Below are 13325 nucleotides of genomic sequence, written 5' to 3'. Positions count from 1 at the left end.
GCGACTGGCGCCGTTAGAATCAGGGCGTCCTCGCCCGGAATAGTTAGCATGTTTTGGTTACTGGCGTTGCTCGCCTACCTGCTCGGCTCGCTGTCCTTCGCCATTGTCCTCAGCCGCCTTTCGGGCAGCCCGGACCCACGTTCCAGCGGTTCAGGCAATGCCGGCGCCACCAACATGCTACGCCTGGCAGGCCGCAGACTGGCGATCCTGACCCTGCTCGGCGACCTGTGCAAGGGCCTGGTGCCGGTATTGCTTGCCCGCCTTGCCGGGCTGGGCCTGCAAGAGCAGGCCTGGGTAGGCGTATGCGCGGTGCTGGGGCACCTGCTGCCGCTGTACTTCCGCTTCAAGGGCGGCAAGGGCGTGGCGACGGCTGCCGGCATGCTCATGGGCCTGTACTTTCCGGCCGCGCTGCTGGCCATCGGCGCCTGGCTGCTGACCTTCTACCTCACCCGCACCAGCTCGCTGGCGGCGCTGGTCGCCACACCGCTGACCTTGCCATTGCTGGCCTGGCGCGAGCCGGAGGCGCTGCTGCCGATCACCGTGCTGACCGTGATGATCGTGTGGCGCCACCGCAACAACCTGCGCGACCTGTTTGCCGGGCGCGAGCGGCACTTCTGAAAACACTTCGCAAACCTTACAGCGGCGGCAACTGCTCCATCGGCCAGCGCGCCTGCACGCTGATCGCCAGGTCCTGCTGCTGCCCGGCCAACAGGCGCTGACAGCCAGCGTAGGCGATCATTGCGCCATTGTCGGTGCAGAACTGCGGGCGGGCGTAGTACACGTTACCCTTGATACTGCCGAGCATGTCCTCCAGAGAGGCGCGCAGCGCTTTGTTGGCACTGACGCCACCGGCGATGACCAGGCGCTTGAGGCCGGTCTGCTTGAGCGCCCGCTTGCACTTGATGGTCAAAGTCTCCACCACCGCCTGCTGGAATGCCAGCGACAGGTCGCAACGGGTTTGCTCGCTGTCGTCGCCAGCGTTCTTGCATTGCTGCCAGGTGTTGAGCGCGAAGGTCTTGAGGCCGCTGAAGCTGAACTCAAGGCCCGGGCGATCGGTCATCGGCCGCGGGAACACGAAGCGCCCAGGTACCCCCTGCTCGGCCAGGCGGGCGATTTCCGGACCGCCGGGATAATTCAGGCCGATCAGCTTGGCGGTCTTGTCGAACGCTTCGCCAGCGGCATCATCCAGGCTCTCGCCCAACAGCTCGTATTGGCCGATGCCATCAACGCGAACCAGCTGCGTGTGGCCACCCGACACCAACAAAGCGACGAACGGGAACTCGGGTGGGCTTTCTTCCAGCATCGGGGCCAGCAAGTGGCCTTCCATGTGGTGCACGCCAAGCGCCGGAATATCCCAGGCAAAGGCCAGCGCCTGGGCGCAGGAAGCGCCCACCAGCAATGCGCCGACCAGGCCAGGGCCCGCGGTATAGGCGATGGCGTCGATCTCGGTGGCGACGCAGTCCGCCTCGTCCAGCACCTGGCGGATGAGCGGCAGCATCCGCTTGACGTGGTCACGCGAGGCAAGCTCGGGCACCACGCCACCGAACATGCGGTGCAGGTCAATCTGGCTGAACAGCGCGTCGGCCAAAAGACCACGTTCACTGTCGTATAATGCGACACCAGTTTCGTCGCAGGATGTTTCCAATCCCAGTACTAGCATGGGTTCGTCCCTTGTGGGGGCTGAATTCGAAGGCGCGCATGATAGTCCCCGTGTCGAATGCCGACCAGCGGTTTTCGATCAGAGGCTTTGCATTCCGGCTTGCTAAGGGTTAACATCCGCAACCCTTGAAAACCGACGTACTCCAGCACACCTTTGTTTTGCCAGGAGCACGTCTACCCCGGTAATGAATTAAGGTAGCCCTGGATGCCAGCCGTCAAAGTTAAAGAGAACGAACCCTTCGACGTAGCTCTGCGTCGTTTCAAGCGCTCCTGCGAAAAAGCCGGTGTACTGGCTGAAGTTCGTAGCCGCGAGTTTTACGAGAAGCCGACCGCAGAGCGTAAGCGCAAAGCAGCAGCCGCTGTTAAGCGTCACGCCAAGAAAGTACAGCGCGAACAGCGCCGCGCCGTCCGTCTGTACTAATACAGACGTTCAACGCAAAGCTTCTGCCCTGCCCGGCTACCCGCCGGGCGACGGCAGTGGTCGCTTCAAACTTGAGCAGCTAGCTCAAGGCCCTGCACGAGCTTCATGCGAACTGCCCGGGCAACCTGCCTGAAACGTCAGAGCTGGTCCTTCTTGCTGTATGACCAGACGTGCACGTCCGACTGACGAGCCCCTAGGGGCTGGCGACGAGCACACATTCCCTCGCACTTCCCCAAGCGTCACACGCCCCATCAGGCGCGTGAGCGATTAGACTTGCCAGTTGCCAGATGACGAGACTGCCATGGCCGGGCTGATTCCCCAGAGTTTCATTGACGACCTGATCAACCGCCTCGATATCGTCGACGTGGTGAGTTCGCGCGTCCAGCTGAAAAAAACCGGCAAGAACTACTCCGCCTGCTGCCCGTTCCACAAGGAAAAAACCCCTTCGTTCACGGTCAGCCCCGACAAGCAGTTCTACTACTGCTTCGGCTGCGGCGCCGGCGGCAACGCACTGGGCTTCGTCATGGACCACGACAACCTGGACTTTCCCCAGGCTGTCGAGGAACTGGCCCGCGCCGCTGGCATGGAAGTACCCCGCGAGCAAGGCCGCCGTGACCAGAAACCACGCCAGCCAACCGATTCGCCGCTGTACCCGTTGCTGGACGCCGCCTCGGAGTTCTACCGCCAGGCCCTGCGCAGCCACCCGACCCGCAAGGCAGCAGTGGACTACCTCAAGGGCCGTGGCCTGTCCGGGGAAATCGCCCGCGACTTCGGCCTGGGCTTCGCCCCACCTGGCTGGGACAACCTGCTCAAGCACCTGGGTGCCGACACCCTGCAGCAGAAGGTGATGATCGATGCCGGCCTGCTGATCGAGAACGCCGAAAGCGGCAAGCGCTACGACCGCTTCCGCGACCGGGTGATGTTCCCGATCCGCGACAGCCGCGGGCGCATCATCGCCTTCGGTGGCCGGGTGCTCGGCGACGACAAGCCCAAGTACCTGAACTCCCCGGAGACCCCGGTGTTCCACAAGGGCCAGGAACTCTACGGGTTGTACGAGGCGCGCAAGCACAACCGCAACCTCGACGAGATCATTGTCGTCGAGGGCTACATGGACGTCATCGCCCTGGCCCAGCAAGGCCTGCGCAATGCCGTGGCCACCCTCGGTACAGCCACCAGTGAAGAGCACCTCAAGCGTCTGTTTCGCGTGGTGCCCAGCGTGCTGTTCTGTTTCGACGGCGACCAGGCCGGGCGCAAGGCTGCCTGGCGGGCACTGGAGTCGACCTTGTCGAACCTGCAGGACGGGCGCCGCGCGCGCTTCCTGTTCCTGCCCGAAGGCGAAGACCCGGACAGCCTGGTGCGCGCCGAAGGCACCGATGCCTTCATGGCCCGTATCAACCAGCACGCCCAGCCGCTGGCCGACTACTTTTTCGAGCAGCTGGGCGTAGAAGCAGACCCTCGCTCGCTGGAAGGCAAGGCGCATATGGCCACCCTGGCCGCACCGTTGATCGAAAAAGTCCCGGGCGCCAACCTGCGGCAACTGATGCGCAATCGCCTGAAGGAAATCACCGGGCTGGACCCGCAGCAGGTCGAGCAACTGGCGCAACAAGCGCCAGCGACCAGCACTGTGCCGGACTACGACCCTGGCTACGACTACGACGCCATGGCCAGCTATACCCCTGACTACGGCGACATGCCGCAGCACGACTACGCGCCGGTGCACCAGGAACAGGAATGGAAGCCGAACAAGGGCGGCGGCAAGAAGCAGTGGAGCGACAAGCCCTGGGACAAGAACCGCAAGGGCGGCAAGCCCTGGCAGCAACGCGACGAAGCGCCGCCGCGCGTGCCGGCGCCAGTCGAGCCGCCCACCCTGGCGGCCCTGCGCACCCTGCTGCACCACCCGCTGCTGGCCGGCAAGGTGGAAGATGCCAGCCACTTCGCCGACGAACAGCATCTGTACAGCCAGCTGCTGGTGGCACTGATCGAAGCCGCACAGAAAAATCCTGGGCTAAGCTCAATGCAGCTGATAGCACGCTGGCACGGCACGGAACAGGGCCGCCTGCTGCGGGCCCTGGCAGAAAAGGAATGGCTGATCGTGGCCGACAACCTTGAACAACAGTTTTTCGACACTATAACTAGCTTGTCCGCCCGCCAACGCGAGCGCAGCCTGGAACAACTGCTCAGGAAATCACGTCAAAGTGAATTGACCAGCGAGGAAAAAACCCAGCTTCTCGCGCTGCTGAGCCGGAATGTTCCCGCACAAACGCCGACCTCATCTGGCGCGTGAGGCCCATGCTCGGGTATAATCCTCGGCTTGTTTTTTGCCCGCCAAGACCTTCAGTGGATAGGGTGTTATGTCCGGAAAAGCGCAACAGCAGTCTCGTATCAAAGAGTTGATCACCCGCGGTCGTGAGCAGGGCTACCTGACTTACGCGGAGGTCAACGACCACCTGCCTGAGGATATTTCAGATCCTGAACAGGTGGAAGACATCATCCGCATGATCAACGACATGGGGATCAACGTATTCGAGAGTGCTCCGGATGCGGATGCCCTTCTGTTGGCGGAAGCCGACACCGACGAAGCAGCGGCCGAAGAAGCCGCTGCTGCGTTGGCGGCAGTTGAAACCGATATCGGCCGCACGACCGACCCGGTGCGCATGTATATGCGCGAAATGGGTACTGTCGAGCTGCTGACCCGCGAAGGCGAGATCGAAATCGCCAAGCGTATCGAGGAAGGCATCCGTGAAGTGATGGGTGCCATCGCGCACTTCCCGGGCACTGTCGACTACATTCTCGGCGAATACGACCGCGTTACCACCGAAGGTGGCCGTCTGTCCGACGTTCTCAGCGGTTACATCGACCCTGACGACGGCATCGCCGCGCCGACCGAAGAAGTACCGGTACCTGGCGCCAAGGCCCCTGCGGCCAAGGAAGAATCGGACGACGAAGAAGAAGACGGTGACAGCAGTGACGACGAGGAAGAGACCGAAAGCGGTCCCGATCCGGTGGTCGCAGCCCAGCGTTTCGGTGCAGTCAACGACCAGCTTCAGGCCACCAACAAGGTCCTGAAGAAAAACGGTCGCGGCCACAAGGAAAGCATCGCGGCCCTGCAGGCCCTGGCTGACCTGTTCATGCCGATCAAGCTGGTACCCAAGCAGTTCGAGGTATTGGTCGAGCGTGTACGTGATGCCTTGAGCCGCCTGCGTCAGCAAGAGCGTGCCATCATGCAGCTGTGCGTGCGTGACGCCCGCATGCCGCGTGCCGACTTCCTGCGCATGTTCCCAAGCAACGAAACCGACCAGACCTGGAGCGGTGACCTGGCCAAGCGCAACACCAAATGGGCTGCTGCCCTGGGTGAAAAGGACGCCGCCATCGTTGCTTGCCAGCAGAAGCTGATCGACCTTGAGACCGAAACCGGCCTGACCGTTGCCGAGATCAAGGAAATCAACCGTCGCATGTCGATCGGTGAAGCCAAGGCCCGCCGCGCCAAGAAAGAAATGGTCGAGGCGAACCTGCGTCTGGTGATCTCGATCGCCAAGAAGTACACCAACCGTGGCCTGCAGTTCCTCGATCTGATCCAGGAAGGCAACATCGGCTTGATGAAGGCGGTGGACAAGTTCGAATACCGTCGCGGCTACAAGTTCTCGACTTATGCCACCTGGTGGATCCGACAGGCGATCACTCGCTCGATCGCCGACCAGGCACGCACCATCCGTATTCCGGTGCACATGATCGAGACGATCAACAAGCTCAACCGCATTTCCCGGCAGATGCTGCAGGAAATGGGTCGCGAACCGACCCCGGAAGAGCTGGGTGAACGCATGGAAATGCCTGAGGACAAGATCCGCAAGGTACTGAAGATCGCCAAAGAGCCGATCTCCATGGAAACCCCGATCGGTGACGACGAAGACTCGCACCTGGGCGACTTCATCGAGGACTCGACCATGCAGTCCCCGATCGACGTGGCCACGGTCGAAAGCCTCAAGGAAGCCACCCGGGACGTGCTCTCCGGCCTGACCGCACGCGAAGCCAAGGTGCTGCGCATGCGTTTCGGTATCGACATGAACACGGACCACACCCTGGAAGAGGTTGGCAAGCAGTTTGACGTAACGCGTGAGCGGATCCGTCAGATCGAAGCGAAGGCGTTGCGCAAATTGCGCCACCCGACTCGCAGCGAGCATCTGCGCTCGTTCCTCGACGAGTGATGACAAAACCCCGGCCCAGGCCGGGGTTTTTCTTTAGGGTTCCGTAACATAAAGCCGATCTTGCACCGCACATCTGCAGCAATGCCCGTCTACACTCGACTTCAGACCACCTGAATGCGAGGCCGCTATGCCGCTGATGCCGGCCATCCTGTTGCTGCTCCTTGTCCTGTGGAACACAACGGCCGGCGCCCTGACCCTGACAGACGAGGAGAAGGCCTGGCTGGCTGCCCACCCGCAGCTGAGCCTGGGCGTGGATGCCTCTTGGCCACCGTTCGAGTTTCGCGACCAGGAGGGCCGGTACCAGGGATTGGCCGCCGATTACATCGCCACTATCCAGCAACGCCTGGGCGTGACGCTCAAACCGGTCGAGCCCAGCAGCTGGACCGAGGTCCTCGCGCAGGCGCGCGATAACCGTATCGACCTGCTGCCCGGCATCATGTCGACGCCAGAACGCCAGGGCTACCTGGCCTTCACCCGCCCCTACCTCGACTTTCCCATCGTCATTCTCGCGCACAAAGGCGGCGCCCAGCCGCGCAAGCTCGATGACCTGTACGGCCTGAAGATCGCCGTGGTCGAGAACTACGCCCCCCATGAACTGCTGCGCAGCCACCACCCGGATCTCAACCTGGTGGCCATGCCCAACGTCAGTTCAACCTTGCAGGCACTGGCCACCGACGAAGTGGACGCCGTGGTCGGGGACCTTGCTTCGAGCATCTGGAGCCTGCGCCAGCTCAAGCTCGACGGCTTGTATGTGAGTGGCGAAACGCCCTACCGCTATCAGCTGGCCATGGCCGCCCCACGCGACAACAAGGTGCTGGTGGGTATTCTCGACAAAGTGATGGCCGACATGACGAGTGGCGAAGTAGCGCAGATCCAGCAGCACTGGGTTGGTAATGTGGTCGACCAGCGGATGTTCTGGTCAGACCTGCTGCTGTATGGCTTGCCGGCAGTGCTGGTGCTGATGGCCGTCCTGGCCGTGGTGATCCGCATCAACCGTCGGCTCAGCTCGGAAATTTCCCGCCGCATTGCCCTGGAACAAGAGCTCCGCAGCAGCGAGTACCATTACCGCAGCCTGGTCGAAAGCCTGTCGGCCATTGCCTGGGAGGCCGACGCCAACGACTACACCTACAGTTACGTCTCTCCCCATGCCGAGGACCTGCTCGGTTTTCCGCTCACCGAGTGGCTCAAACCTGGCTTCTGGCGCAGCATCCTGCACCCGGAGGACGCACTCTGGGCCCAGGCCTACTGCGACAGTGAAACTGCAGCCGGCCGTGACCACAGCCTGGACTACCGGGTGATCCGCGCCGACGGCCAGCCGTTGTGGGTGCGTAATATCGTCAGCATGATCGAGCATGGCCACCAGCCGGTGATGCGCGGGCTGATGATCGACATCAGCGAGACCAAGCGCACCGAGGACGCCCTGCGGCTTTCCGAGCAGAAATTTGCCTCGGTGTTCCAGCAATGCCCCGACATCTTGCTGATCGCCCGCCACAGCGATGGCTGCCTGCTGGAGGTCAACGAAGCCTTCGAAGAGCAGATCGGCCTGACACCTGGCCAGGTGATCGGCCGCACCGCCACCGACCTGGACCTGTGGGGCGTAGAAGGCGCGGGCCCTCTGCTGCTGCAACGCCTGCACCAGGGTGGTATCCGCAACCTGGAAATGAGCTTCCGGCGCAGCAACGGCGAGTTGTTCACCGGCCTGACTTCGGCCGAAACCTTCGAGCTCGACGGCACCCCCGCGCTGGTGGTGGCGGTACGCGACATCAGCCAGCTCAAGCAAACCCAGCAGCAGTTGCAAACCTCCGAAGAAAAATTCGCCAAGGCCTTCCACGCCTCGCCCGACGGCCTGCTGTTGTCGCGCCAGAGCGACGGCTTGCTGCTGGAAGTGAACGAGGGCTTTTGCCGCCTTACCGGCTATGACCTCAACCCAAGCATCGACCAGACCTCGCTGGACCTGGGCATCTGGGTCGACCTCAACGAGCGCAAGCGGCTGGTCGACCAGCTGAACCGCGACGGCTACGTGCGCGACTTCACCTGCCACATCCGCCGCAGCGACGGGCAGATCCGCCTTTGCGAGCTGTCTGCGCGGCCGCTGCCGATCGCCGGCGTCGACTGCATGCTGACCATCGCCCGCGACATCACCGAACGCCACCTGATGCAGGAGAAACTGCAGCTGGCCGCCACTGTGTTCGAAAACACCGCCGAAGGCGTGCTGATCACCGACATCGACCAGCGCATCAGTGCGGTCAACCGCGCCTTCAGCGAAATCACCGGCTACAGCGAGATCGAAGCCCTTGGCCAGACCCCGCGGCTGCTCGCCTCCGGCCAGCATGACAGCGCCTTCTATGCCGCCATGTGGCACCAACTGACCGCCGAAGGCCACTGGCAAGGCGAGATCTACAACAAGCGCAAGAACGGCGAACTGTACCCCGGCTGGCTGACGATCAGCGCCGTGCGCAACAGCGACCGTGAGATCACCCACTTTGTCGCCGTGTTCGCCGACATCTCCAGCCTCAAGCACGCCCAGGCCAAACTCGATTACCAGGCCCATCACGACCCGCTCACCGGCTTGCCCAATCGCGCACTGTTCGAAAACCGCCTGCAAGCCGTACTCACTTGCGCGCAGCTATCCAACCGCCAGGGCGCAGTGCTGTTCCTCGACCTGGACCGCTTCAAGCACATCAACGACAGCCTCGGCCACCCGGTCGGCGACTTGCTGCTCAAGGGCATCGCCCAGCGCCTGAAGGAGCAGGTACGCGACGTGGACACCGTGGCCCGCCTGGGCGGCGACGAGTTCATCATCCTGCTGCCCGGCCTGCACAAACCCAGTGACGCCAGCACCATCGCCAATAAATTGCTGACCTGCTTCAACGCCCCGTTCCAGGCCGGCGAGCACGAGTTCTTCACCAGCGCCAGCATCGGCATCAGCCTTTATCCACAGGACGGCACTGACGTCGCCACCCTGATCCGCAACGCCGACGCCGCCATGTACCGCTCCAAGGCCAAAGGCCGCAACCGCGTAGAGGCCTACACCCGCGACCTCACCGCCCAGGCCAGCGAACGTATCGCCCTGGAGCACGAACTGCGCCGCGCCGTCGAACGCAATGAAATGAGCCTGTGCTTCCAGCCCAAGCTCAGCCTGAAGACCCACAGCCTGGTCGGCGCCGAAGCGCTGATCCGCTGGAGCCACCCGACCTTTGGTGAAGTACCGCCCGAGCACTTCATCCACCTGGCGGAAGAGAACGGCACCATTCTTCAGCTGGGCGACTGGGTGCTGGAGCAGGCCTGTCGGCAGATGCATCGCTGGAAAAGGGACTACGAGGCATTCGGCCCGCTGTCAATCAACCTCGCCGGCGCCCAGTTGCGCCACCATGGCCTGGCCAAGCGTATTGAGCAGCTGCTGAAGACCTATGGGTTGAAAGCCGGCGATTTGCAGCTGGAGATTACCGAAAACTTCATCATGAGCCAGGCCGAGGAAGCATTGGCTGTGCTGCACCAGTTGAAAAAACTCGGCGTGCAACTGGCCATCGACGACTTCGGCACCGGCTATTCCTCGCTGAGTTACCTCAAGCGCCTGCCGCTGGACATCCTCAAGATCGACAAGTCCTTCATCCGCGGCCTGCCCGACGACCCTCACGACGCCGCCATCGCCCGCGCGATCATTGCCTTGGGCCGCAGCATGCAATTGACCATCATCGCCGAAGGCGTCGAGAACCAGGCCCAGCAACGTTTTCTGGCTGCCGAAGGCTGCGAGCAGATCCAGGGCTACATCGTCAGCCTGCCACTGCCCGCAGAAGATTTCGCCGCCGCGTTTCTGCGCATAGCACTATCGGATCTTTCAGATGGCACAGGTGCGAAACCCTCGTTATAATCCGGCCACTTACTGAGGGCCTATAGCTCAGTTGGTTAGAGCAGAGGACTCATAATCCTTTGGTCCACGGTTCGAGTCCGTGTGGGCCCACCACACTCAAAGCCGCGCACTGCGCGGCTTTCGTGTTTTTGGCGGAACCACCTCAGATACAGTCCTATGGTCTAAAGGTACAAATTAGGTACAGTGCGGCTTCGCTTGCACGCCTTTGGAGTCCTTCAGATGGCTACAATCGTCAAAACCCCTGCCGGCACCTGGAAGGCCGTTATCCGCAAGACCGGATGGCCGACCAACGCCAAAACCTTCCGCACCAAACGCGACGCTGAGGATTGGTCACGACGCACCGAAGACGAGATGGTGCGCGGTGTGTACATCCAGCGCAGCGGCTCTGAGCGCATGACGCTGGAAATAGCGCTCAAGCGCTACCTGACCGACATTACACCTACAAAGAAGCCTACGACTCAACGCGGTGAGATCTCCAAGGCTAAAAAGCTAACGGAGCATCTGGGCAAGTATTCTCTCGCAGCCCTTTCCGCTGAAACCATTGCCAACTATCGCGACAAGCGCCTTAACGAGCCAGGCCGCGCAGGCACGACCAGCAACAACACCGTTCGCCTGGAGCTGGCTCTACTGAGCCACGTTTTCACGGTCGCGATCCAAGAATGGGGGCTGGGCCTGACGTTTAACCCCGTGTTGAATATACGCAAGCCAAGCCCCGGGGAGGGTCGCAATCGTAGACTCTCGCCGGATGAGGAACGGCGGCTGTTCGCAGAGGTGAATCGGCATAGCAATCCAATGCTTGGGTGGATCGTTGGCATCGCTCTGGAAACTGGTATGCGCTCAGGTGAAATCGCGTCGCTACGCAGACCTCAGGTGGATACAGAGCGACGCATCGTAAGACTCGTTGACACGAAAAATGATGGTCAACGAACTGTGCCACTGAGCAAGCGAGCGACTGCGCTTTTCAAAGCCGCGATGATGAATCCCGCTCGCCCTAGCGATTGCAATCTGGTGTTTTTTGGTGAACCTGGGAAGGACGGGAAACGTCGCCCCTACGCGTTCACAAAAATCTGGGGGCTACTGGTCAAGAAGCTACAGCTATCCGACTTCAGATTTCACGACTTGAGACATGAGGCGGTAAGCCGCCTTGTGGAGGGCGGTCTCTCCGACCAAGAGGTATCGAGCATCAGCGGCCACAAATCAATGCAAATGTTGAAAAGATATACGCACTTACGCTCCGAGGATCTAGTTGCCCGACTAGATAGCATGTCAAAAAGAAAGAAAAGTTTAGCTAAACCCCAAAAGGTAGTTTAGCTAAAGTCCTTAGCTCTTCTATCGCGACCCACAAGCTGAAAATAAATTTTAGCCGCTAAAAAACTACAACTCTGGAAAAGTTTAACTAAACAATTAAGAGGAGCTATAGCTAAACTTTTTCACCGTCAAGTGGAGTTTGAAAAAATACTTTTAAAAATCGCGTTAGGTGTCATAGGATATCCGAAATTAAGCGGAGGACACCTAACATGACCACGGAAGAATACATACGCGACTTATTCTCTGGGGCTCCACTTTTGTCCCTTGAGCAGCTTGCAGAGGTATTACATAGAAGCAAGGACGGCCTGAGAATCAGCCTGAGTGGCGACAATGAGGTATCGAGAAAATTTCTTCCTTGCAAGGTCAGAATTGGCAGAAGGATTTACTTTAGAACCGCAGATGTAGCCAAGGTTCTCGAGCAGGGCTGACGACGATGTCTATATCCCTAATTGTAAAAAGGAAGGTATCAAGTCATTTCACAATCATCCCTAACGATGTAATAAGTGACCAAAACTTGAGTTGGAAATCGTTAGGACTATTGGTGAAATTGCTTTCCCTACCCCCAGGCTATCCGTATCTGACAATGGAATCGCTAGCCAAGAAAAATGGTACTGGTGCAGCCGCAACCAGGAGCGGACTGCAAGAGCTTGAGACCGCAGGCTATTTGAGCATCGAGCGCACCCACGACTCTCGAGGTCGATTCGCAAAGACGGTGTGGCATATCTCTGACGAACCGTCTGAAAGGGCCGACTCTGCACCATATTGCGAAAACCCAAACGTGGATAAACCGACGACGGATCAGCCGCACCCGGAGAAACAAGCACATATAAATACTAAACAAACAATAAAACCAAAAAATAAAAAAACTACTACGTCGCCCAACCCAGCCCCGGCGGCCGGGGATCCTCCGCTACGGTTGGCGGCATTGGTCTCCGCGGAAACCAGGAGCCAAATTTTCAAGGCGCTGGAGCAGGTTGCGCCCATTGACCAGCAGCGGATGCTGAACGAGCTGTCAGCTGCAATCAAAGCAGGATCGATCAAAACCACAGCGATCAGGTGGTTCCACGGAGTGATCAAGCGCTACCGAGACGGCAGTTATAACTTCAAGGACCAATCATCTTCATGGGAGCCAGCGAGTTCCGATAACGCGCCTCCAAGGACCCCGACAGCAAGTCCGAAAGAAAGCCCCTCAACTGTCAAGAACGAGAGTCGGTCTACCGTAGGAAAGGAATATTTAAAGAAGTTAAAGGTAAACAGGTCTAGCTCTGGCTTATCACCAGTTCGGATTTTGACAGTTGAGGGTCCAGAGCCTAGCTCTGAGACATAGTCGTCCAAGAGGTTGAAATGAAACCACTTACTGTGTGGATCGCGGAACGAGTAGCTGCAACCTATCCGCCCTCAAGCCCTGCTACCAACTTGGCCAAGTTCATCCTGCTACGCGAGGATATTCTGCAAGCGATTGAAGGAGGTTGGTCTTTGTTAGGGATATGGACGACCTTGCATGATGAGGGATCTATCGACTTTGGCTATCAAGCGTTTCGTCGCTACGCCAAGCGATTGCTACCCGTACACTGCGGCGTTCAATAGCTATTGAACACCGTTGCTGAGCCGAACAATCGTTGCCCAGGCGTTCAATATTCGATCAATACAATTGTTTCAGCGATCACCTCATAACTGAACGCTGTAGCAACCCTATTGTTTACCCGAGATCACTGCTGACATTCATGCCAGCCATACGAATATTCAGGGCAAGACAGGTGAAGTTAGCTAACCGACAAGTCGGCTATCTAATTTCACTCTCGCGTATTCGCGCCTTCGGCGCTCAATGCTGTCTTGCTCTGCGAGGCAGTCGCTGCCGCGACTC

The 13325-nt window shown here is 59.8% G+C and carries 9 protein-coding genes and 1 tRNA gene; 9 read left to right on the top strand and 1 reads right to left on the bottom strand.

Translation table 11 applies throughout. The features are described from left to right. The first annotated feature begins 48 nt into the window (after window positions 1-48). Entirely contained in the window at window positions 49-618 is a 570-nt protein-coding gene (gene plsY / locus AC5O5R_RS01995; RefSeq protein ID WP_172229645.1) for a glycerol-3-phosphate 1-O-acyltransferase PlsY, read from the top strand. A gap of 16 nt (window positions 619-634) precedes the next feature. Here the strand turns inward: plsY and tsaD are convergent, their stop codons facing one another. Further along, the gene (gene tsaD / locus AC5O5R_RS01990) at window positions 635-1660 is read right to left on the bottom strand and encodes a tRNA (adenosine(37)-N6)-threonylcarbamoyltransferase complex transferase subunit TsaD (RefSeq protein WP_172229643.1); all 1026 of its coding nucleotides are present in this window, start codon (window positions 1658-1660) and stop codon (window positions 635-637) included. 204 nt (window positions 1661-1864) lie between these two features. On the opposite strand from tsaD, the gene rpsU reads away from it, so the two are divergent. The 8 genes from rpsU (at window position 1865) to AC5O5R_RS01950 (ending at window position 13048) form a co-directional block, all read left to right on the top strand. Further along, the gene (rpsU, locus tag AC5O5R_RS01985; protein ID WP_003255575.1) at window positions 1865-2080 is read left to right on the top strand and encodes a 30S ribosomal protein S21; all 216 of its coding nucleotides are present in this window, start codon (window positions 1865-1867) and stop codon (window positions 2078-2080) included. 301 nt (window positions 2081-2381) lie between these two features. Then, window positions 2382-4364: a DNA primase gene (dnaG, locus tag AC5O5R_RS01980; RefSeq protein ID WP_172229641.1), complete on the top strand. Its 1983-nt coding sequence runs from the start codon at window positions 2382-2384 to the stop codon at window positions 4362-4364. A gap of 67 nt (window positions 4365-4431) precedes the next feature. Further along, complete coding sequence (gene rpoD / locus AC5O5R_RS01975) at window positions 4432-6282, top strand: RNA polymerase sigma factor RpoD (RefSeq protein WP_172229638.1); 1851 nt, start codon at window positions 4432-4434, stop codon at window positions 6280-6282. A 127-nt stretch (window positions 6283-6409) separates the two neighbouring features. Continuing rightward, on the top strand, window positions 6410-10153 hold the full coding sequence (locus AC5O5R_RS01970; protein ID WP_172286309.1) for an EAL domain-containing protein: 3744 nt from the start codon (window positions 6410-6412) through the stop codon (window positions 10151-10153). 16 nt (window positions 10154-10169) lie between these two features. Next, window positions 10170-10246, top strand: a tRNA-Ile gene (locus AC5O5R_RS01965). Window positions 10247-10372: 126 nt separating this feature from the next. Beyond that, window positions 10373-11464 (top strand): site-specific integrase, encoded by a 1092-nt coding sequence (locus tag AC5O5R_RS01960; protein ID WP_156311185.1) that lies wholly within the window; start codon window positions 10373-10375, stop codon window positions 11462-11464. A 206-nt stretch (window positions 11465-11670) separates the two neighbouring features. After that, a complete protein-coding gene (locus AC5O5R_RS01955) occupies window positions 11671-11889 on the top strand; it encodes a helix-turn-helix domain-containing protein (RefSeq protein WP_028633554.1) in 219 nt (72 codons plus the stop codon). Window positions 11890-12805: 916 nt separating this feature from the next. Next, window positions 12806-13048, top strand: a complete 243-nt coding sequence (locus AC5O5R_RS01950; RefSeq protein WP_172230326.1) for a TraK family protein — start codon at window positions 12806-12808, stop codon at window positions 13046-13048. Window positions 13049-13325 lie beyond the last annotated feature (277 nt).

The organism is Pseudomonas sp. 8_5_2 (assembly GCF_059295255.1).
This window is presented reverse-complemented; position numbering and strand designations above follow the sequence as displayed.

Coding starts and splice junctions, on each gene's coding strand:
- AC5O5R_RS01950 (WP_172230326.1), top strand. CDS start 12,806: ATGAAACCACTTACTGTGTGGATCGCGGAACGAGTAGCTGCAACCTAT.
- AC5O5R_RS01960 (WP_156311185.1), top strand. CDS start 10,373: ATGGCTACAATCGTCAAAACCCCTGCCGGCACCTGGAAGGCCGTTATC.
- plsY (WP_172229645.1), top strand. CDS start 49: ATGTTTTGGTTACTGGCGTTGCTCGCCTACCTGCTCGGCTCGCTGTCC.
- AC5O5R_RS01970 (WP_172286309.1), top strand. CDS start 6,410: ATGCCGCTGATGCCGGCCATCCTGTTGCTGCTCCTTGTCCTGTGGAAC.
- tsaD (WP_172229643.1), bottom strand. CDS start 1,660: ATGCTAGTACTGGGATTGGAAACATCCTGCGACGAAACTGGTGTCGCA.
- AC5O5R_RS01955 (WP_028633554.1), top strand. CDS start 11,671: ATGACCACGGAAGAATACATACGCGACTTATTCTCTGGGGCTCCACTT.
- dnaG (WP_172229641.1), top strand. CDS start 2,382: ATGGCCGGGCTGATTCCCCAGAGTTTCATTGACGACCTGATCAACCGC.
- rpsU (WP_003255575.1), top strand. CDS start 1,865: ATGCCAGCCGTCAAAGTTAAAGAGAACGAACCCTTCGACGTAGCTCTG.
- rpoD (WP_172229638.1), top strand. CDS start 4,432: ATGTCCGGAAAAGCGCAACAGCAGTCTCGTATCAAAGAGTTGATCACC.